At 68.0% G+C, this 19,350-nt stretch carries 19 protein-coding genes; 7 read left to right on the top strand and 12 right to left on the bottom strand.

The features are described from left to right. Nucleotides 1–21 precede the first annotated feature (21 nt). The 5 genes from ftsX to FVP33_RS07045 all read right to left on the bottom strand — a co-directional run bounded on the left by ftsX (nt 22) and on the right by FVP33_RS07045 (nt 4,962). Nucleotides 22–936 carry a permease-like cell division protein FtsX gene (ftsX, locus tag FVP33_RS07065; RefSeq protein WP_147782904.1) on the bottom strand — a complete coding sequence of 305 codons (915 nt, stop codon included), beginning with the start codon at nt 934–936 and terminating at the stop codon, nt 22–24. Next, nucleotides 933–1,703 (bottom strand): cell division ATP-binding protein FtsE, encoded by a 771-nt coding sequence (ftsE, locus tag FVP33_RS07060; RefSeq protein WP_147782903.1) that lies wholly within the window; start codon nt 1,701–1,703, stop codon nt 933–935. Before ftsE ends, ftsX begins: the two co-directional genes overlap by 4 nt. Before the next feature lie 181 nt (nt 1,704–1,884). Continuing rightward, complete coding sequence (locus FVP33_RS07055; RefSeq protein ID WP_222706641.1) at nt 1,885–2,727, bottom strand: carbohydrate ABC transporter permease; 843 nt, start codon at nt 2,725–2,727, stop codon at nt 1,885–1,887. Next, nucleotides 2,724–3,674, bottom strand: coding sequence for a carbohydrate ABC transporter permease (locus tag FVP33_RS07050; RefSeq protein WP_147782902.1), 951 nt, complete (start codon nt 3,672–3,674; stop codon nt 2,724–2,726). The genes FVP33_RS07055 and FVP33_RS07050 overlap by 4 nt, the downstream gene beginning before the upstream one ends. A 25-nt stretch (nt 3,675–3,699) precedes the next feature. Next, the gene (locus tag FVP33_RS07045; protein ID WP_187270608.1) at nt 3,700–4,962 is read right to left on the bottom strand and encodes an ABC transporter substrate-binding protein; all 1,263 of its coding nucleotides are present in this window, start codon (nt 4,960–4,962) and stop codon (nt 3,700–3,702) included. Between the two features lie 224 nt (nt 4,963–5,186). Between FVP33_RS07045 and FVP33_RS07040 the strand changes: the two genes are divergently transcribed. Beyond that, on the top strand, nt 5,187–6,431 hold the full coding sequence (locus FVP33_RS07040) for a Gfo/Idh/MocA family protein (RefSeq protein WP_147782900.1): 1,245 nt from the start codon (nt 5,187–5,189) through the stop codon (nt 6,429–6,431). A gap of 93 nt (nt 6,432–6,524) precedes the next feature. Further along, nucleotides 6,525–7,535: a LacI family DNA-binding transcriptional regulator gene (locus FVP33_RS07035; RefSeq protein WP_147782899.1), complete on the top strand. Its 1,011-nt coding sequence runs from the start codon at nt 6,525–6,527 to the stop codon at nt 7,533–7,535. Nucleotides 7,536–7,735: 200 nt separating this feature from the next. Here FVP33_RS07035 and FVP33_RS07030 read toward each other — a convergent pair whose 3' ends face one another. The 3 genes from FVP33_RS07030 to FVP33_RS19455 all read right to left on the bottom strand — a co-directional run bounded on the left by FVP33_RS07030 (nt 7,736) and on the right by FVP33_RS19455 (nt 11,215). Next, nucleotides 7,736–8,740: a LacI family DNA-binding transcriptional regulator gene (locus FVP33_RS07030; protein ID WP_147782898.1), complete on the bottom strand. Its 1,005-nt coding sequence runs from the start codon at nt 8,738–8,740 to the stop codon at nt 7,736–7,738. Between the two features lie 39 nt (nt 8,741–8,779). Next, nucleotides 8,780–10,780, bottom strand: coding sequence for an aldo/keto reductase (locus tag FVP33_RS07025; protein ID WP_147782897.1), 2,001 nt, complete (start codon nt 10,778–10,780; stop codon nt 8,780–8,782). Nucleotides 10,781–10,963: 183 nt separating this feature from the next. Further along, nucleotides 10,964–11,215, bottom strand: a complete 252-nt coding sequence (locus tag FVP33_RS19455) for a hypothetical protein (RefSeq protein WP_187270607.1) — start codon at nt 11,213–11,215, stop codon at nt 10,964–10,966. A 54-nt stretch (nt 11,216–11,269) separates the two neighbouring features. Between FVP33_RS19455 and FVP33_RS07020 the strand changes: the two genes are divergently transcribed. From FVP33_RS07020 to FVP33_RS07010, 3 genes are read left to right on the top strand one after another with little or no spacing between them, the layout of a single operon-like run. Then, entirely contained in the window at nt 11,270–12,289 is a 1,020-nt protein-coding gene (locus FVP33_RS07020) for an extracellular solute-binding protein (protein WP_187270606.1), read from the top strand. Next, on the top strand, nt 12,286–13,215 hold the full coding sequence (locus FVP33_RS07015) for a carbohydrate ABC transporter permease (protein ID WP_147782895.1): 930 nt from the start codon (nt 12,286–12,288) through the stop codon (nt 13,213–13,215). The genes FVP33_RS07020 and FVP33_RS07015 overlap by 4 nt, the downstream gene beginning before the upstream one ends. Further along, nucleotides 13,212–14,135, top strand: a complete 924-nt coding sequence (locus tag FVP33_RS07010; RefSeq protein ID WP_147782894.1) for a carbohydrate ABC transporter permease — start codon at nt 13,212–13,214, stop codon at nt 14,133–14,135. Before FVP33_RS07015 ends, FVP33_RS07010 begins: the two co-directional genes overlap by 4 nt. Here FVP33_RS07010 and prfB read toward each other — a convergent pair. Beyond that, entirely contained in the window at nt 14,132–15,241 is a 1,110-nt protein-coding gene (gene prfB / locus FVP33_RS07005) for a peptide chain release factor 2 (RefSeq protein ID WP_147782893.1), read from the bottom strand. The two genes, FVP33_RS07010 and prfB, sit on opposite strands and share 4 nt — an antisense overlap. Nucleotides 15,242–15,310: 69 nt before the next feature. Here prfB and FVP33_RS07000 point away from each other — a divergent pair, with 69 nt between their 5' ends. Then, entirely contained in the window at nt 15,311–16,552 is a 1,242-nt protein-coding gene (locus FVP33_RS07000) for an MFS transporter (protein ID WP_147782892.1), read from the top strand. A gap of 15 nt (nt 16,553–16,567) precedes the next feature. On the opposite strand, the gene FVP33_RS06995 is transcribed toward FVP33_RS07000, so the two are convergent. Further along, entirely contained in the window at nt 16,568–17,725 is a 1,158-nt protein-coding gene (locus tag FVP33_RS06995) for a geranylgeranyl reductase family protein (RefSeq protein WP_187270605.1), read from the bottom strand. A 42-nt stretch (nt 17,726–17,767) separates the two neighbouring features. Between FVP33_RS06995 and FVP33_RS06990 the strand changes: the two genes are divergently transcribed. Further along, nucleotides 17,768–18,418: a LysE family translocator gene (locus FVP33_RS06990; RefSeq protein ID WP_147782890.1), complete on the top strand. Its 651-nt coding sequence runs from the start codon at nt 17,768–17,770 to the stop codon at nt 18,416–18,418. Between the two features lie 8 nt (nt 18,419–18,426). On the opposite strand, the gene FVP33_RS06985 is transcribed toward FVP33_RS06990, so the two are convergent. Together FVP33_RS06985 and FVP33_RS06980 are read right to left on the bottom strand one after the other, a co-directional pair. After that, nucleotides 18,427–18,870, bottom strand: coding sequence for a pilus assembly protein TadG-related protein (locus FVP33_RS06985; protein WP_246142212.1), 444 nt, complete (start codon nt 18,868–18,870; stop codon nt 18,427–18,429). Further along, the gene (locus FVP33_RS06980) at nt 18,867–19,343 is read right to left on the bottom strand and encodes a hypothetical protein (protein WP_246142211.1); all 477 of its coding nucleotides are present in this window, start codon (nt 19,341–19,343) and stop codon (nt 18,867–18,869) included. The genes FVP33_RS06985 and FVP33_RS06980 overlap by 4 nt, the downstream gene beginning before the upstream one ends. Between the last annotated feature and the right edge of the window lie 7 nt (nt 19,344–19,350).

The raw sequence follows: 19,350 nt of genomic DNA, 5'->3' as shown, positions 1-19,350 counted from the left end.
CGCTCCACCGCGAACGGGTTGCTAGACCTTCAGGTACCGACCGATCGCGAAGCTCGCCGACGACGCGGCGAGCACCGCGCCCACCACGAGCAGGATCGGCACCACGATCAGGGCGTCCGACATCCCGATGAACGGGGTGTCCTGGGCCTGGCCGCCGAGGTAGCCCTGCACGAAGAACTTCACGATCGCGACGACGGCCGCGCTCGCGAGCACCGATCCGATGAGCGCGGCGATCACGCCCTCGAGAATGAAGGGCGTCTGGATGAACCGGTTCGATGCTCCGACCAGCCGCATGATCCCCAGCTCGCGGCGCCGGGAGAACGCCGACAGGCGGATGGTGGTGGCGATGAGGAGCACGGCGGCGACGAGCATCAGCGCGGCGACCCCAACCGCGGTGAAACTCGCGGCGTTGAGCGCGGTGAAGATCGGATCGAGGTACTTGCGCTGGTCCTTCACCTGCTCGACCCCGGGGAGGTCGGACACACTCTCCACGATCACGTCGGCCTGCTGCGGGTCCTTGAGGTTGATCCAGAAGGTCTCCGGCAGGAAGGCGGGCGTCACGAAGTCCGAGCCGGTGGTGTCGCCGAACTGCGCCTTGTATTCGGCGTAGACCTGGTCGTGGTTCTCGAAGTCGACTCTCTTGATCAGCCCGGCGATGGCCGGCGACTTGAGCTGCGCCTCGACCAGCGCCTTCTGGTCCTTCGTCGCCTCGGCGAGCTTGCAGTTGCCGTCGGTCGACAGGCTCGTGCACATGTAGACGGCCACCTGGGCGCGGTCGTACCAGTAGCCCTTCATCTGGCCGATCTGGAACTGGAGAAGGATCGCGGCCCCCACGAAGGTGAGGGAGATGAAGGTGACGAGCACGACGGAGACGACCATCGAGAAGTTGCGTCGCAGTCCGTGTCCGACCTCCGACATGATCAGGCCGAACCTCATCGGATCGCCTCCTCGGCCTGGCCGGCGATGCCGAGATTCTGGCGCGGCATGGACGACGGGCCGAAGCCCTGAAGCGGAATCGCCTGGGTCTGGTAGCCGCCCTGGCGTTCGTCACGCACGATCTGGCCGCTCACCAGTTCGATCACCCGGCGCTGCATCTGATCGACGATGCCCGCGTCGTGGGTGGCCATGATCACGGTGGTACCGCTCTGACTGATGCGCTCGAGCAGGGTCATGATGCCCGCGCTCGTTGACGGGTCGAGGTTTCCCGTCGGCTCGTCGGCAAGCAGGATGGCCGGCTTGTTGACGATGGCGCGCGCGATCGCGACGCGCTGCTGCTCACCACCGGAGAGCTCGTGCGGGAGCCGGTTGGTCTTGCCCGCGAGGCCGACCATCTTGAGCACGTCGGGCACGGCCTCCTGAATGAAGCCGCGAGACTTGCCGATCACCTGCAGCGAGAAGGCCACGTTGTCGAACACGTTCTTCTGCGGCAGCAGCCGGAAGTCCTGGAACACGACACCGAGGTTGCGCCGGAAGAACGGCACCTTTCGGCTCGTGAGGCCGCCGAGGTTCTGGCCGAGCACATGGATCTGGCCCCTGGAGGGGCTCTCCTCCTTGAGCACGAGCCGCAGAAAGCTCGACTTGCCGCTGCCGGACGCCCCAACGAGAAACACGAACTCACCGCGCAAAATCTCAAGCGTCACCGCATTGAGCGCCGGTCGCGCGTTGCCCTTGTAGAGCTTGGTTACCTGATCAAACCGAATCATGACCCTCCGACTCTAGGTTCGGCCGGGGCATCCGGAGCATAGCGACAGGCCGGATGCCCGGACTCTCAGGTTTCTTCGCCGCCTTCGCCGCGTTCGCCGCTGATGTTCCCGTTCGTCGGGTTTGGGCTCGGGCGACCGGTACCGGACCCGACAATCGGGCACAGTCACGGGGATGGCGCCGTCAGCGCTCCGACCCCGCCACGATCCCGCGAATGAAGTAGCGCTGCAGGAACAGATAGGCGACCAGCACCGGGAGGAAGCCCATCAGCGACGCGGCGGCGGCCGCCCCGAGGTTGCTGGACTGGGTGGAGAAGAAGGCGCCGATCGCCGGCGCGATGGTCTTCACCTGCGGGTCGGTGAGCACGTAGACCGACAGCGCATAGTCGTTCCAGATCGCGACGCCGGCGAGAATGACCACCGTGGCGGTGACGGGCTTGAGCATGGGGAAGATCACCAGGAACAGCACCTGGAGCAGGTTGGCGCCATCCATCACCGCCGCCTCCTCCACCGCGATCGGCAGCGATCGCATGAAGGAGGAGTAGAGAAAGATCGCGAGCGGAAGCTGGGTCGTCGCCATCACCAGGATGATGCCCCAGTAGGTGTTGATCGCCCCCAACCGGTTGAGCATCGAGTACAGCGGAACCAGGATGCTCAGCGGCGGGATCATGATCAGGCCGATGATCCCGAGCAGCACCGCCTTGTTGAGCGTCGTCCGTCGACGGGCGAGGGGGTAGGCGGCGAGCGCGCCGAGAACGCAGACGATGGCGGTGGCGGCCACGGTGACGACCGCGCTGTTGCCGATGGCCCGGAGGATGCCGCCGTCCCGGATGGCGGTGGCGAAGTTGCCCCAGAACAGGTCGCCGATCGGGAGCAGCCACTGCGAGGAGAGGTCCGTCCTGGACTTGAGCGCCGTGGTCAGGGCGACGTAGAACGGCAGCAGCTGCAGCAGGATCACCGCGAGGAGCGCCGCGCCGATCGCGGCCCTGCCGGTGCGTCGGCCGGCGTCCGTGCGAGTCCGGCTCACTGCTGCTCCAGTCGTCGGCGGTTGAGAAGCGCGTTGAGCGCGAGGGTGAAGATGGCGATGATGATGAAGAGCACGATCCCCATCGCCGAGGCGTATCCGGCGCTCTGGTTCTCGAAGTAGGTGACGCCGATGAGCGTCGACACCGAGTTGGTGGTGTAGCCGGGGCCGCCTCCCGTCATGACCTTGATCACGTCGAAGAGCTTGAGCCCGCCGATCAGGTTGAGCACGATGCTCGTCGCGAAGGCCGGCTGCAGCAGGGGAAGGGTGATCGCGGTGAACCGCTGCCACGCCCCTGCGCCGTCGAGCATCGCGGCCTCGTAGTAGCTGGTGGGGATCGCCTGCAGGCCGGCGAGATAGATGATCATCGAGATGCCCACGAACTGCAGGGAATTGACCACCATGATGATGGCGACCGCCGCCGTCTGGTCGCTCAGCCAGGCGACGCGCGCGCCGCCGAAGAGCACGACGATGTCGTTGAAGGCCCCCTGGTTGTACTGGAAGAGCAGGTAGTACATCGTCCCCATGATCACGGGCGAGACGAGCACGGGCAGGTAGATGATCGCCCGCGCGGCAGATCGGCCGCGGAAGGGCCGGTCGAGAGCCACCGCGAGCGCCAGCCCGAGCAGCTGCTGCAGGACGGTGCTGCCGATCCCATACCCGAAGGTATTGAGCAGAACCAGCCGGAACGTGTCGTCCTGGAAGAGCCGCAGGTAGTTCTGCAACGCGACGAAGGCCCTGTCCGGGCTGTAGCCGTCCCAGTCGGTGAAGGAGAAGCCGACCCCGCTGAGGAGCGGATAGACCGTGAACACGACGAACAGCAGCACTGCCGGCAGGTAGAGCAGGTTGATGAGGCCGCCGCCCCGCGTCCGGAGGCGCGCGCTCCTCGGAGCGGCGCGAGGTCCGGTCGCAGCCGCCACGGTGGCGGCCGGTGTCGAGGCCTGAGTCATGCGCGCTCCCGGTCGGCCTTCGCTGCTACTTGGTCTGGGCATCCAGTCTGGCGAAGTCCTTCGCCATCGTCGAAACCCCCGCGGCGACGTTCGCGTGGCCGCCGGTCACCACCGAGTCCGTGGTCGTCACCATGGTGTTCCACATGCCGTTGGGCAGGTAGACCCGGTCGAAGTATGGCACGAGCGGGAACTTGCCCGGCTTCACGATCGAGTCGTAGCTGGCCTGCAGCACCCCGAGGTCCGGCGTCACATTCGTCAGCCCCGGGATGGAGCCGGCCGCCTTCGCGAGCACCGTGGCGTTGGCCGGCTTGGCCAGGTAGGCGATGAATGCCTTCGCATCTTTGAGGTGCTTCGAGGTCTTCGAGATCCCGAACGCGTTCATCTCCCCGCCAATCAGATACGGCTTGCCGCCGGTGAGGGACGGCACCGGGAAGTAGCCGAGATTGGCCTTGGGATTGTACTGGAGCGCGTCGCCCGCCGTCGTGTTCTGGCTGAACGCGAACGCGGCCTTGCCGGTCGCGAGGGCTCGCGACATGTCGTCCGATGTGGCGGAGACGTAGTCGGGGTTGAACAGCGACTCCTTCTTCCAGGCCGCGATCAGGTCGAGAACGTGCGTGTACGGGGCGTCGACGAAGGTGCCGCTGGACAACTCGGCGAGCTCCGACTTCGAGTACGCGCCGGAGGCGATCCAGTCGGCGAGGTTGCCGGCCGGGCCATTGGCCTTACCGGAGACGGTGATCGGAGCGATGCCGGTGGCGGCGATCTTCTCGGCCGCCCTCCCGAAGGCATCCCAGGTGGTGAGGCTGGCGACCGAGACGCCCGAGGCGGCGAGCACGTCCTTGTTGTAGATGATGCCCGCGACATCCGTGTCGACTGGGAAGGCGAAGAACTGCCCATGGGAGTTCTTCATCGCCGGGGCGAGGGCCGGGTTGAAGTCCTTCGCCCACGCCTCGTTCTGCAGCGGAACGAGGAACTTGCTATACCGCAGCAGAGACCAACCGTGCGTCCACCAGATGTCCGGCACGTTGCCCGAGGCGAGGCGCACCTTGATGTCCGACTCGTAGCTGGAGGTCGACGGCCTGAGATCCACGGTGATTCCCGGGTTCGCCGATTCGAACTTCTTCGTGATCGTCGTGAGCTGCTTGAGGAAGACGGAGTCCACCGATTGCCCGGTCTGGAACTCCAGGGTGGACTTCGTCTCGCTCGATCCCGGCGCGGACCCGCACCCGACCAGAGCGAGCACGAGGGCAGTCGCACCGGCAACGACGAACAGCGATCGCGATCTCATTGACATTCCTCCATCGGGATGTGAAATTTGCTTCGTTTCGCTGTCGGGCCAGCCGCGGTCAGGCAGACATCTGCGGGACCTCAGCGAAAAGCTACACGAGTCAATAGTCAAGCGCAAGGATCACCGAGTCCGTTTCATTGACGGGTCGCGTGTCGCCCAAACAGGGTGTTGACGCGTGTAGATTCGCTGTGTAATTGTGAGCTATCTCCAGAAAGGGTCACACCATGTCGATCTCCATTGGCGTCGTGGGCGCCGGTCAGTTCGCCGGCCAGTTCACGAAGCTGTTCAAGCTTCACCCCGAGGTCTCCCGGGTCCTCGTCACCGACCTCGTGGCCGAGCGCGCCGTCGAGCTCAACGAGTTGCAGGAGTTGGACGGTACGCTGCCCGACTTCGACGCGATGTTGGCCTCGGATGTCGACGCCGTCGCCATCTTCACCCAGCGCTGGACGCATGGCGCGCTGGTTCTCGCCGCCCTCCGCGCGGGTAAGCACGTCTACTCGGCCGTGCCGATGGCGATCTCCCGGGACGAAATCGCCGCCATCATCGACGCCGTGCGGGAGACCGGACTCACCTACATGATGGGCGAGACGAGCTACTACAACCCCGCGACGGTCTTCGCCCGCAAGAAACTCGCCTCAGGCGCGTTCGGTCGGGTCTTCTACGCGGAGGGCGACTACGTTCACGACATGGACCTGGGCTTCTACTCCGCCTACGAGTACAGCGGGGGGGCGGAGTGGAAGCGCACGGCGAGCTATCCGCCCATGCTCTACCCCACGCACTCCATCGGCGGCGTTCTGGGCGCCCTGCCGACGCACGCGGTCAGCGTGAGCTGCATCGGTGTGCGAGACCAGCTCGGGGACGGCGTGTTCGATCGCGAGACGAGCATGTTCAATAATGACTTCTCCAATGCGACCGCCCTGTTCGAACTCGACGGCGGCGGCTCGATGCGCATCAACGAGATGCGCCGCGTCGGCTACCCGTCCCACATCCGCGAGTCCCGGTTCCGTTTCTTCGGCACGGAGGGCAGCTTCGAGCAGCTCGCCGAGGTCTCGGTCTGGCAGACCAAGGACGGCGTCGAGGACGTCTCGACGCTTCTCGCCACTGCTGAGACGATGTCGCCGGACGACGAGATCCTGACCCACGTCGCTCCCGAGCTTCGTGCGTCGTTCATCTCCGGCCACGCCGAGGTCCACGACTCGTCGCGCCTCCCGGACTCGTACATCGGCGCACCGGACGGGCACGAGGGAAGCCACCACTTCCTCGCCGACGACTTCGTCACCGCGGTGGTCAACGGCACGCTGCCGCCCGTGAACGCCTGGGTGGCCGCACGATTCACGCTCCCCGGAATCGTCGCCCACCAGTCAGCCCTCAACGGCGGCGCCCGCCTGCCGATCGACGATTTCGGCGACGCTCCGAAGTCGCTCCCGGTCGCGGTCGGGGCCGGGGCGGAGCCCGCATCGGCGCGCTGATCGACCGGCGATATATCATCGGTTCCACGCCGCCCCGCGCGGTCATGTTCGAGCACCTTGGCATCAAGGCGCACCGAGAAAGGGCCGGCTGGAATGGACACCGTTGACGGCGCTCCCGCCAGACGGGCGACGAGGGCCGATGTTGCGCGGTACGCCGGGGTGAGCCCCGCCGTCGTGAGTTACACCGTGAACGCCGGTCCCCGTGCGGTGGCCCCCGCCACCCGCGAGCGGGTGCTGGAGGCCATCCGTGTGCTCGGCTACCGCCCGAATGCCGCGGCCCGTGCGCTCAAGATCGGTCACACGAAGATGTTCGGTGTCGTGGTGCCGGACTCCGGCAACCCGTTCTTCGTAGAGCTCGGCCGCGTTCTCGAGCACACCGCGACAGCGCACGGCTATGCCCTCATCGTGGTGAACTTCGATGGCCCCGGCCACGATGTCGCCAGCAGCATCCGGGAGCTCGCGCTGCGTCAGGTCGACGGCATGATCGTGGCGGCCCAGGTGAGCATGCCGACCCTGAACGCGATCAGCGAGTGCGGCATCCGCACGGTGCTGATCAACCAGTTCAGCGCCGTCGATGGCGTGCCGTCGGTCGGCCCCGACCTCTACGAGGGTGCCCGCACCGGCGTCAACCACCTGATCTGGCACGGACACACCAACATCGGCTACGTGGGCGAGATGGGGCCACCGGACGTGAGGGAACGCGGCTGGCGGGATGCCCTCACCGCCGCCGGACTCACGGCGGGACCCGCCGCGGCCGCCGCCTTCTCCCGGGAGGGGGGTTACGCCGCCGGCCAGAAGTTGGTCGCCGACGACAACCGCCCGACCGCCATCTTCGTGAGCTCGGACTTCCAGGCCGTTGGCGTGCTCCGCGCCCTCCACGAGGCGGGGATCGCCATTCCCGACGAGATCGCCGTCGTCTCCTTCGACGGCTCTCCGGAGGCCGAGTACACCTGGCCCGCCCTCACCACGGTGCAGCAGCCCGTGGCGGAGATGGCGGAGGAGGCCGTCGAGCGGCTCGTGGCCCCCACGGCGTCCGACGACTTCAGCCGTTACCCCACCAAGCTCATCGTGCGGCAGAGCTGCGGATGCGGCATGCCCGCCTGAGCCCGCGCCCGCGCTGCCGCGCCCGCGCCCGCCCCGCGCTCGCCCCGCCGCGCCCGTGCTTGTGCCTGTGCCCCCTTGTCGCGATTGTGCCCCTACGACGGGTACCGGACCCGACAAACGGGCACATTAGCGGGGCGCGGACCGGCGAGGCGCGGCGAGGAGCGGCGAGGAGCGGCGCGCGGGCCGGGACGCCGGGTCGGTCAGGCCGTGGCGCGCAGCAGGAGCGTGTGGCTCACCGTGCGCTGCACCTCGGGTCCCGTCATCGGGAGCGCACCCCCGTGCATCCCGACCGCGAGCTCGACCGCGAGCCGCCCGACGGCCCGGAGGTCGAGGGCCAGGCTCGAGAGTTCCGGCGTGACGATCTCGCCGATCGAGAGACCGTCGATGCCGAGGACGGCACAGCGACCCGGGATGTCGGCCCCCACGCGATGGAGTTCCTTCATGGCCCCCATCGCGACCAGGTCGTTGAAGGCGATCACCGCGTCGACCTCGGGTCTCGCGTCGAGTAGTCGCCGCATGACGTCCACGCCGTCAGCGATGGTGGGCCCACCCGGGATGCGGATCGGCTCGAGGCCGCGCTCGACCATGATCTTCTCGAACAGCCATCCGCGCTCGGAGGGCTCCTCGCCACTGCCGGCGTCGAGCATCGCGATGTGCCGCCGCCCGGAGTCGACCAGGTGCGCGATGCCGGAGCGGAGACCCGGCTCGAAGTCGAAGGTGATCACCGACCGGTCCCCCGGCTCCGGAGCCTTCTCGAGCACGACGACCGGCAGATCACCGAAGACCTCGTCGAGTTCGTCGGGGCGCACGCGAAGGTAGCCGATGACGGCGTCGACCTGCATGGCCAGCGATTCGAGGATCGGGCGCGGCCCGGCGACGCCGTGGGCGGTGTCCGCGAAGATCACGTTCCAGCCCAACTCCGCAGCCGACGACACCACGCTCGCCGCCAACTCGGAATAGAAGGGGTTGGTCATGTCGTCGAGCAGCAGCCCCATGGTGAGCGGATGCGCGACGACCAGGCCCCGGGCGAACCGGCTCGGGCGGTACTTGAGCGCCCTCGCCACCTCGAGCACGCGTTGCTTCGTCGCCGGGTTGATCCCCGACATATTGTTCATGGCGCGGGTGACGGTCTGGCGCGAGACGCCGGCCTCGCTCGCCACATCCAGGATCGTCGCGGGCTTCGCTCGCGACCGTTCCGGCTTCATGTTGTGCACCCTAGCAGTCGGCCCGGCGGCCGCCTGACCTCAGTCGGCCAGGTCCAGCCACCGCACCTGGGCATCCGTCAGCTCGATGCTCAACCCGGCCAGGGAGGTGCGCGTCTCGGCGATCGACCGAGGGCCGAACAGCGGGAAGGTCGGGAACGGCTGGTGCAGTACGTAGGCCAGAGCCACCGCCGTCGCCATCACGCCGAGCTCGGCACCGAGCTGCTCAGCTCGACGGAGCCGCTCGAAGTTGCCGTCGCCGTAGTAGCAGCGCACGAGCTCCGGGTCGGAGAGGTCGTCCGGCCGAGCCCTGCCGGTGAAGAACCCTCTCGCCTGCGACGACCAGGGGAACAGCGGCGTCTGGGTCTGCTTGAGCCAGAGCTTCGAGGCGTCGTCGGTGGCGTGCCGGCAGCCGTCCCACGGCACGTCGTACGCCTCCGCGAGACCGAAGTGGTTGCTGAGGATGCCGAAGTGCTGCCTGCCATTGGCCTCGGCATACGCATTGGCCTCGTCGAATCGCGCGAGGCTCCAGTTCGAACCGCCGAAGGCCCGGATGCGCCCGGCCCGCGCGTGCTCGTCCAGCACGTCGACGAATTCCCCGACCGGAATATCCTCGTTGTCCCGGTGCATCAGGTAGATGTCCACGTAGTCCGTCTGGAGCCGCTCGAGGCTCTCGGTGAGCTGACGGGTGATCGACTCGGGGTCGCAGTGCGGGGTGTGGGCGCCCTTGGCGATCACCACGGCCTGCTCGCGGAGTCCCCGGTTCGAGATCCACTGCCCGAGCAGCCGCTCCTGCAGCCCACCGCCGTAGATGTATCCCGTGTCGAAGGCGTTGCCGCCACGCTCGGTGAAGTCGTCGAACATCGCGGAGGCGTGGGCTAGGTTCTGCTGGTTGTCGCACCCCATCACGAGGCGCGACACGTCCTTGTCGATGCCCGGGATCCTGCCGTAGACCATGGAGTTCTCACGCGCCGCGAGGGGTTCGCCGCTCACCGTGGTGGTCGTGGCGTCGTCGCGCTCGAACGAGTAGCGCAGGCCGATCGCGGCCCGCCATTGGTCGAGCACGAGGAGGTTGGCGAGCGAATCGTCGATCGTCATGCGTGGAACGTCGGACGAGGCGGTGCCGCCGACGGCGCCGGTCACGGCCGCGGCGACGGCGTCGGCCTCCGCGGCGTACTGGGATTCGGACGGGCACTCGATGACCCGCACCGGCTCCCCCACTCGGCGCACGGTGATCCTGGGGTTCGCCGACGGGTCGACCACCCAGGGGGTGTGAACCTGGATGGTTCCGTGTGAGCCGTAGACGACCACGCGCTCCTCGTCGTCGAGGCGCACCCCGGTGCGCACGTGGGCGCTGATTCCGGCGTCGAACTGCAGGGTCGCCGTGGCCCACTCGTCCACGTTCGTCTCGCCGATGGAGCCCTGGGCGGTGAGCGAGATCGGCTCGCTGCGACGACCGAGCGCGGCCGAGGCGACCAGCCTGGCCAGGGAGACCGGATACCCGCCGACATCGAGGATTCCCCCACCGGCGAGGCTCTCGTCGAACAGGCGGCCCTCACTGCCGCCGGTGTCGAAGGAGAAGCTCGTGTCGATGTGCTGCACGCTGCCGATCGCCCCGCCGGAGACCAGCTCGAGCAGCGTGTCGATCTGGGGGTGGAACCGGTACATGTAGGCCTCGAGCAGCACGACACCGTTGCGCCGCGCGGCCTCTGCCGCGACCATCGCCGATCCGTGGTTGACCGCGATCGGCTTCTCGACCAGCACATGCTTGCCGGCATCCGCCGCCTTGACCGTCCACTCGGCGTGCAGCGTGTGCACGAGCGAGATGTACACGGCATCGACGCCGGGGTCGGCGAGCAGCTCCTCGTAGCTCGAATAGCTTCGCTCGGCCCCGAATTCCCTGGCGAAGGCCTCGGCCTTTCCGGCGTCACGGCTGGCGACCGCCACGAGGCGCCCCGTCGCACTGTCGGCGAGCTGGCTCGCGAATCGGCGAGCGATGTTTCCGGGCCCCAGGATTCCCCAGTTCAGGGCGTGTGCAGTCATTTTTCCCTCTGCGTAGTGAACGTTCACGAAGTCTCGAGGTTACCGAGCCGCGCACCGCAGGTCAAATGGTTTTTTGCGACCCCGTCGGGTCGCCGCCGGCGCCCGCCGAAGGCCCGCACGGACATCCGAATGCTTGACACTCCCTCGGGAACCTGACAGAGTCGGCTACGTTTTCGTGAACGTTCACGCATGCTCAATGATGAGAGTGGGAAACCGGATGGACAACTTGTCCCGCCGCAGATTCATGTCCGGAACGATGGCCGTCGCGGGGCTCGCGGCGACGGGAGTCCTCGCCGGATGCTCTCGAACGGAGTCGATTTCCCCCGATCCGAACCTCCTGACGCTGTGGTACTGGAACCGCTCGATCAGCGAGAAACTGCTGGATTCGGCCCGCCGGAACATCACCGGCACGCCGCGGAGGCTGCGCACCGACATGATCGGAGGCGACTTCGACGTCAAGCTGGCACGAGCCTCGCCGGCCGGGCGTACGTGCCGGACATCACGGGGCTGAACTCGAACGTCGCGCTCTACTTTCCGTCGGAAGACCAGTTCGTGGACATGAACGAGCTGGGGGCGCAAGAGCACAAGGCGGACTACCTGCCCTGGAAGTGGCAGTTCGGGGTCACGCCGACCGACCGCATGTGTTTCTGGCCGATGGACACCGGTCCGACGGCGCAGTTCTACCGCACCGACCTCTTCGCCGCCGCCTCGCTCCCGCGTGATCCGGAGGAGGTCGCGGCCTCCACGGACACCTGGCCGGCGTGGCTCGACGCGGGCAAGAAGCTCAAGCGCAACTCGGGGGTGTCGCTGATCGCCAACGCAAGCATCGTCTACAGCCAGATCGTGAACGCGAGCGCCGAACGCTACTTCTCCCCCGCCGGTCGCGCCCTGTTCCAGGACCAGGAGGGCACCATCCGCCGGGCCTGGGATGTCGCGGTCGCCGCCGCCCGGGCGGGCGTCACCGCGAGGGTGCAGACCCCGGCCGAGATGAACTCCGCCTGGGTGAGCGGCAAGGTCGCGAGCCACATCGAGGCCGTCTGGTGGGGCCCGATCCTCAAGTCCACCGCGCCGGACAGCTCCGGCACCTGGGCGGTGGCCCACCAGCCGGGCGCCCCCGGCAACAGCGGCGGCTCGTTCCTCGCCATCCCGAAGAGCTGCAAGGACCCCAAGGCCGCCTTCGACTTCATCACCTGGCTCACCTCCCCCGCGGCCCAGATCCAGACCTACCGGGACGTGCAGCTCTTCCCCTCGGCGCCGAAGGCGTTCGAGTCACCGCAGCTCAGCTCGCCGGACAAGTTCTTCGGCGGGCAGGACGTGCTCGGCGTGTTCCAGGAGTCGGCGAAGGAGGTGCCGATCACCTTCATCAGCCCCTACGACAGCCAGGTCTCGGAGGGCGTGCTCAAGGAGCTCGTGAACGTCGAGACCCAGGGCAAGGACCCGGATCGCGCCTGGGCCGACGCCATGGCCCAGGGCATACGCCAGCTCGAGAAGAGGGGGCTGATGACATGACCACCTCCCCGCTGACGACTCGCCGCCCGGTGTCCGCCCTCAAGCGCTACTGGCCGCAGTACCTGGCCATCTCGCCGTTCTACATCCTGTTTCTGATCTTCGGGCTCTTCCCCATCGTGTTCTCGCTCTACATCTCCCTGCACGACTGGGACGGCATCGGCACGATGAAGTGGGTGGGCCTCGCCCAGTTCCAGTACCTGCTGAGCGATCCCCGGTTCTGGAACGCGGTCTCGAACACCTTCATCATTTGGTTCATGTCCACGATCCCGATGCTGTTCTTCGCGCTCGTGATCGCCGTGCTGCTGCACCAGAACATCCGCTTCAAGGGCTTCTACCGCGTCGCGTACTTCATGCCGAACGTCACGTCCATGGTGGCGATGGCCCTCGTCTTCGGCTCGGTCTTCTCGGACAGCTTCGGAATCGTCAACTCCGCCCTCAAGGCCCTGAGCCTGGACACGGTGCCGTGGCTCACCTCCGACTGGGGGATCAAGACCACGATCGCGGTCATGGTGATCTGGCGGTTCACCGGCTACAACGCGATAATCTTCCTCGCCGGGCTCCAGGCCATCTCCTCCGACGTCTACGACGCCGCCAAGATGGATGGCGCGGGCACCGCCCGCATCTTCGCCCAGGTGACCATCCCGATGCTGCGGCCGGTGATCCTCTTCACCGTGATCACCTCCACGATCGGCGGTCTCAGCCTCTTCACCGAACCGCAGGTGCTGCTGGGCAACACCGGAGGCCCCAACGAGTCCGGCATGACCATCGTGCTCTACCAGTACAACCAGGCGTTCACCCAGTTCGACTTCGGCTACGGCTCTTCAATCGGCTGGGCGCTCTTCGTGATCGCCGCCCTCTTCGCGGCCATCAATTGGCGGCTGGTCAGTGAACGAACCGGAACGAAGAAGTGGGGACGCACGAAATGACGACCACGCAGGCCAAACCGCTCGAGCTTCAGACTCCTCCACGGCCCTCGCCCCCGATCGACGATGCCCAGGCCAGGCGGGATGCCCGGGCGCTGAAACAGGGCCGAGTCGCCAGGATCGTCACCCACCTCGCCATCCTCGTCGGCGTCTTCCTGTCGATCTTCCCGTTCTACTGGCTGGTCGTGATGGCGACCAACACCACCGCCGAGATCTTCGGATATCCGCCCAAGCTCATCTTCGGCAGCCATCTCTTCGAGAACGTCGGCCACGTGCTGGCCAGCATCGACCTGTTCGGGGCACTCGGCAACACCCTGTTCGTGGCCCTGTCCTGCACGGTGCTCGTCATGTTCTTCGACTCGCTCGCGGCCTTCGCCTTCGCCAAGTTCGACTTCCCGTTCCGGCGCAGCCTGTTCGCGGTGCTGCTGGCCACGTTCATGATTCCCGCGCAGCTCTCCCTCGTTCCCAACTTCGTGGTCATGAGCCAGCTGGGCTGGATCGGCTCGTTCCAGGCGCTGATCATCCCGGGGGCGGCCAACGCGTTCGGGATCTTCCTGCTGCGCCAGCTGGCATCCGGAGCCATCCCCGACGAACTCGTCGAGGCGGCCCGCATCGACGGCGCAGGCTTCTTCAGGACGTACTTCCTGGTGGCCGTGCCGATGCTGCGCGGCGGACTCGCGTTTCTCGGCATCTTCACGTTCATCGGCGCGTGGAACGACTACGTCTGGCCGCTCATCGTGCTGGTCGACCCCAAGCGGCAGACTCTGCAGGTGGCCCTCTCGCAGCTCAGTTCCATCTACGGAACCGACTACGGCATGGTGATGGCCGGCGCGCTGATCAGTGTCGTGCCGCTCATCGGCGTCTTCCTCATCGGCTCACGCCACTTCATCGCCAACATCGCGGCGGGGGCGGTCAAGGGCTAGTCGCTCTTGTCGCGCTTGCGCCACTTGATGCCGGCATTGATGAACCCGTCGAGGTCGCCGTCGAACACGGCGGACGGGTTGTTCACCTCGTAGTCGGTGCGCAGGTCCTTCACCATCTGGTACGGCGCGAGCACGTAGCTGCGCATCTGGTCGCCCCAGCTCGCGGTGATCACGCCGGCGAGCTCCTTCTTCTGTGCCGCCTCGCGCTCGCGCTCGATCAGCAGCAGGCGGGACTGCAGCACCCGCATCGCCGCAGCACGGTTCTGGATCTGGCTCTTCTCGTTCTGCATCGACACCACCGTGCCGGTGGGGATGTGAGTGATTCGCACGGCGGAGTCCGTGGTGTTCACCGACTGGCCGCCCGGACCGCTCGACCGGAAGACATCCACCCGGATGTCGCCCTCTGGCACCTCCACGACGTCGGTCTGCTCGATGAGCGGGATCACCTCGACCGCGGCGAAGCTGGTCTGCCGCTTTCCGGCCGAATTGAAGGGGCTCATCCGCACGAGGCGATGGGTGCCGGCCTCCACGCTCAGGGTGCCGAAGGCGTATGGCGCGTCGATCTCGATCGTCGTCGACTTGATGCCCGCCTCCTCGGCGTAGCTCGTGTCGAGCACCTTGGCCGGGTAGTTGTGCTGCTCGGCCCACCGCAGGTACATGCGCATGAGCATCTCGGCGAAGTCCGAGGCGTCCACTCCCCCGGCCCCGGCCCGGATGGTGACGACGGCGGCGCGGGAGTCGAACTCACCGTTCAGCAGCGTCTGCACCTCGAGCTCGCCGAGCAGCTTCTGGATGCTCGTGAGCTCGGCCTGCGCGTCGGCGGCGGCCGAGGCATCCGCCTCCTCGTTGGCGAGCTCGACCATGATCTCGAGGTCGTCCAGCCGCGACTGGATGCTCACGATCTTCGCGAGCTCCGCCTGCTTGTGGCTGAGCGCCGAGGTGATCTTCTGCGCCTTCTCGGTGTCGTCCCACAGGTCGGGCACGCCTGCCTGTTCGCTGAGGTCCGCGATCTCCGCCGTGAGCTTGTCTACCCCGACGACAGAGCGGATGTCCGCAAAGGTCGAGCGAAGCGCGGCGATCTGTTCAGAAAAATCGAGCTCGTCCATGTCCCCACCAGCCTACCGGCCCAGCGGGTGTCCCCTCCGGTGCCCCGACCGCGGGTAGCATCGGAAGGGATGGGCACCGCCGAGCAGGACTTCAGCTTCCGTTCGATAGCGCTACCCGCCATCCTGCCGACGCTCGCCTTCTCGCTCGGCGAGGGCGCGATCATCCCGATCATCCCGGTGGTGGCGAACAGCCTCGGCGCCTCGCTCGCGGTCGCCGGCCTGATCGCGTCGATGATCATGCTCGGCGAACTCTTCGGCGACATCCCGAGCGGCTGGATCGTGTCCCGCATCGGCGAGCGCACCGCCATGATCTACGCGGCGCTGCTTTCCATCGTCGGGCTCGTCACCGCCCTGCTGGCCCCGAACCCTTGGGTCCTCGGCGTGGGGATCCTCGCGATCGGCCTCTCCACCGCGGTGTTCGCCCTGGCCAGGCACGCGTTCATGACGAGCTTCGTGCCGCGCGCCTACCGTGCCCGCGCCCTCTCCACGCTCGGCGGCACCTTCCGCTTCGGCTACTTCGTCGGTCCGTTCATCAGCGCGGCGGTCATCCACCTCACCGGCAGCACCCAGTCGGTGTTCTGGGTGCACATCGTGGGCTGCGCGACGGCCGCGATCCTCCTCCTCGTGCTCAGGGACCCGACGGAGCAGCTCGCGGTCAGTCGCGCGCCGGCCGTCATGCGCGAGGGCGAGAAGCTCGTGGCCGACGAGGCCCACGGCCTCTTCCGCAGCATCTGGAACAGCCGCGCGGTGCTGGCGCGGCTCGGCACCGGCGCCGCCCTGATCGGGGCCATGCGGGCGAGCCGGCAGGTGATCCTGCCGCTGTGGGCGGTGAGCATCGGGATTCCGGATGCCCAGACCGCCCTCATCATCGGAGCGGCGGGCGCCGTGGACTTCGCCCTCTTCTACGCGAGCGGCCAGATCATGGACCGCTGGGGCAGACTCTGGAGCGCCCTGCCGTCGATGATCGGTCTCGGCATCGGGCACCTGATCCTCGCCTTCACGCACGACGTGCCGGGGGCGGTGGCCTGGTTCATCGCGGCGGCGATCTTCATGTCGCTCGCCAACGGGGTGGGCAGCGGGATCCTGATGACACTCGGTGCCGACCTCGCCGACCCACGAGACCCCGCCCCGTTCCTCGGGGCCTGGCGATTCACCGGCGACGCCGGCAGTGCGGCCGCGCCGCTCGCGGTCTCGGCCGTCGTGGCCGCCGCGTCGATCGCCGTCGCGAGCGGCGTCATGGGTGTGGTCGGGCTCATCGGCGCGGGCATCCTGCTGCGCTACGTGCCCCGGTTCGCGCCGCACCGTCGCTGACCGGATCGCCCCCGGTCAGAGCCGCAGCAGGGCCAGCGCCGTTCGCATCACCCTCGTGCCGACGATGCCGGCGAGGGTCCTGACGCCGGTGCAGACGCTTACGAAGAGGCGTCCGCCGACGCCCGAGTACGCGAGGAAGAAGTGCACGAGCCCCGGATGCCTCTCGAAGATCCGCAGGAGCCTGAGACCCGCCGCGATGTCGGCCGCGAGTCCGGTGGCGATCCTCGCCGGGTAGGAGTCGAGGGCCGCCGCCCGAGCGCTCTCGTCGGCGTGGGCGGCCCGCGCCGCGGCCTCCCCGGCCCAGCATCCGGAGCGGAGGGCGTAGGAGATGCCCTCTCTCGTCCACGGGTCGAGCAGCCCGGCCGCGTCCCCGGCCACGATCACGTTCCCGCGCCGCAGCGGCGAGTCCGGCGTCCGCCACTGGGTGAGATGCCCGGACGACCGCAGCACCTCGTCGTTCTGCAGGCCCAGCCGCCCCACCCACTCCCGCAGGTAGTCGCGCGTGGCATCCGCCGCCCCCTTCGCCTGGATCACCCCCACGGTGAGCACCTCGTTCTTGGGGAACATCCACGCGTAGCTGCCGGGGCTCCCGCCCCAGTCGAGGAAGACCCGGTCGTCGAAGGCCGCGCCCGCCGACGGGCGGGCGATCTCCAGCTCGAGCGCGAGGTCGATCCCGCCCGCGACCACCCCCACGTACCGGCCGCAGCGGCCGCTCGTGCCGTCGGCGCCGATCACCGTTCGTGCCCGGATGTCACCCTCGTCGGTCGAGACGACCACCTCGCCCCTCGCATCCTCGGCGATCGAGCGCACCGTCACTCCGTCGGCGAAGGTGACGCCCGCCGCGACCGCCGCCTCCACGAGGGCGGAGTCGAACCGTTCCCGCTGCACCAGGGCGAGGAACTGCCGGCCCGCCCCGAGGGACCGCGCTGAGCCACCGCGCAACGAGAACCGCACGGCGCTCGCGCGCTGCTCGACGGTCGCGAGCACCGACGGCGGGATGTGGTCGAGCGAGATGCCGATCAGGCCGCCGCCGCAGGTCTTGTAGCGCGGGAACCGAGCCCGGTCGACAAGCAGCACGGATGCCCCGCCCTCGGCCGCGACGCGTGCCGCCGAAGAGCCGGCCGGCCCGGCTCCCACGACGACCACATCCCAGAGGGTCTGCTCGCTGAACATTTGCGTCCACCCTACTTCCGTCGTCAGCGCTAGCATCGCTGCATGGTCTCCCCCTCGCACCTCGTGGCGTTCGCGCTGCTGTCGATCCCGCTCATCCTCCTGCCGGGGCCGGCCGTGCTGTTCGTGATCGGCCGCTCGCTCTCCCTCGGCCGCATCGGCGGCCTGCTCAGCGTGCTGGGCACGTCGGCCGGCACCTTCGTGGCCGCCCTCGCGATCTCGCTCGGGATCGGGCCGCTCCTGCAGGAGTCGATAGTTCTGTTCACCGTGGTCAAGCTGCTCGGCGCCGCCTACCTCGTCTACCTCGGCATCCAGGCCATCCGGCACCGGCGCGAGCGGGCCAGCGCCGCGACCTCGACCGTGTCCCGGCGCAGCAGGGGGCGCATTCTCAGCGAGGGTTTCGTCGTCGGCGTCTCCAACCCCAAGACCATCGTCTTCCTCATCGCCGTGCTTCCCCAGTTCGTGGACTACTCGCTCGGAAACGTGCCGGTGCAGATGATCGTGCTCGGGGCGATCTTCGTGGGCATCGCGCTCGCGAGCGACAGCGTCTGGGCCCTCGCCGCGGGGGCGGCGCGCGACTGGTTCGGCCGGTCCCCGCGCCGGGTGGAGCACCTCAGCGCGGCCGGTGGCGTGATGATGATCGGCATCGGCACCACCCTGGCCTTCGTCGGCCACGGCGACGCCGCGAACCCCTAGCCGTCGGGTCAGAAGAACACCGACCGGGCCACCGCCGTCACCTCGAGGCGGAACCCCGCCGGCACGAACACGGTCAGCACGGGCGGTCGCCAGTAGCCCGAGAGCTCGACGGTCGCGCTTCGCCCGTCGGTGGTCACCGCCCGCTCCACCGCGAGCGAATCGATGTCGCTCGGTGCGGTTGCCAGGTAGTCGCGCACCGCGGCGGCGACAGCCGGCGACCTCAGCCGAGGACGCGGGCCGCCCGCACCGAGCAATACGTCCTCCAGGGCGAAGGCCTCGGCTCCTGCGAGCGCCGCCCCGTCCGCCAGCGTGAAGAGTCGTTTGCGCTCGAGGTAGAGCGAGGTCGCCGCCACGACGAGCAGAACGAGCACGAGCGAGAGGAAGCCGTAGAAGATCGTCAGCGGCAGGATCGACCCCTCCTCGCCGCGGGCGTCGCGCGGTCCGCCCCTCACCGGGTACCCCAGAATCGGGAGACCTGCTGCGTCGCGCTGGCGTGCAGCGGGATGGCCAAGGGGAAGCTGCCGGTCAGCACCGACGGGAGCAGCGGCAGTGGCACCGCCCCGTCGATCGTCACGGTGACGGTGCCCAAGCGGGTGAGGCAGCGCTCGGGGCGCGGGCTGCAGGCGACCGTCACGCTCACCGAGCGGCCATCGAGTCCATAGTCGGCAAGGGCCACGTCGATCGCCCGCTCCGCCTGGCGCCGCCCAGCCTCGGCGGAGCCGGCCTGCACAAACACGCGGGCGGCCTGGCGGGACGCCCCCTCCACGGCCAGGGCGCCGGCCTGGATCGACGACACGGACAACACGAGATAGACGAGCGGAAGCAGCAACAACAGACCGGCCGTGACGAACTCCAGCGAGGTCGACCCGCGCTCATCTGTCCAGCCCTCATGCACCCGGCGCTCAGTCACCCAGCCCCTATTCACCCAGAGT

This window comes from Lacisediminihabitans profunda (genome assembly GCF_008040105.1).
Lineage (GTDB): Bacteria > Actinomycetota > Actinomycetes > Actinomycetales > Microbacteriaceae > Lacisediminihabitans > Lacisediminihabitans profunda.
Note: the sequence above shows the minus strand (reverse complement) of the source record. Positions and strands in the feature narration are given on the sequence as shown.

Bases quoted from the DNA above. Each gene is read 5' to 3' on its own strand.
- ftsE (WP_147782903.1), bottom strand. From the start codon at position 1,703: ATGATTCGGTTTGATCAGGTAACCAAGCTCTACAAGGGCAACGCGCGA.
- FVP33_RS06995 (WP_187270605.1), bottom strand. From the start codon at position 17,725: ATGTTCAGCGAGCAGACCCTCTGGGATGTGGTCGTCGTGGGAGCCGGG.
- FVP33_RS07040 (WP_147782900.1), top strand. From the start codon at position 5,187: ATGTCGATCTCCATTGGCGTCGTGGGCGCCGGTCAGTTCGCCGGCCAG.
- FVP33_RS07035 (WP_147782899.1), top strand. From the start codon at position 6,525: ATGGACACCGTTGACGGCGCTCCCGCCAGACGGGCGACGAGGGCCGAT.
- FVP33_RS07025 (WP_147782897.1), bottom strand. From the start codon at position 10,780: ATGACTGCACACGCCCTGAACTGGGGAATCCTGGGGCCCGGAAACATC.
- prfB (WP_147782893.1), bottom strand. From the start codon at position 15,241: ATGGACGAGCTCGATTTTTCTGAACAGATCGCCGCGCTTCGCTCGACC.
- ftsX (WP_147782904.1), bottom strand. From the start codon at position 936: ATGAGGTTCGGCCTGATCATGTCGGAGGTCGGACACGGACTGCGACGC.
- FVP33_RS06990 (WP_147782890.1), top strand. From the start codon at position 17,768: ATGGTCTCCCCCTCGCACCTCGTGGCGTTCGCGCTGCTGTCGATCCCG.
- FVP33_RS19455 (WP_187270607.1), bottom strand. From the start codon at position 11,215: ATGTCGGTGCGCAGCCTCCGCGGCGTGCCGGTGATGTTCCGGCGGGCC.
- FVP33_RS07030 (WP_147782898.1), bottom strand. From the start codon at position 8,740: ATGAAGCCGGAACGGTCGCGAGCGAAGCCCGCGACGATCCTGGATGTG.
- FVP33_RS07045 (WP_187270608.1), bottom strand. From the start codon at position 4,962: ATGAGATCGCGATCGCTGTTCGTCGTTGCCGGTGCGACTGCCCTCGTG.
- FVP33_RS07015 (WP_147782895.1), top strand. From the start codon at position 12,286: ATGACCACCTCCCCGCTGACGACTCGCCGCCCGGTGTCCGCCCTCAAG.
- FVP33_RS07050 (WP_147782902.1), bottom strand. From the start codon at position 3,674: ATGACTCAGGCCTCGACACCGGCCGCCACCGTGGCGGCTGCGACCGGA.
- FVP33_RS07000 (WP_147782892.1), top strand. From the start codon at position 15,311: ATGGGCACCGCCGAGCAGGACTTCAGCTTCCGTTCGATAGCGCTACCC.
- FVP33_RS07010 (WP_147782894.1), top strand. From the start codon at position 13,212: ATGACGACCACGCAGGCCAAACCGCTCGAGCTTCAGACTCCTCCACGG.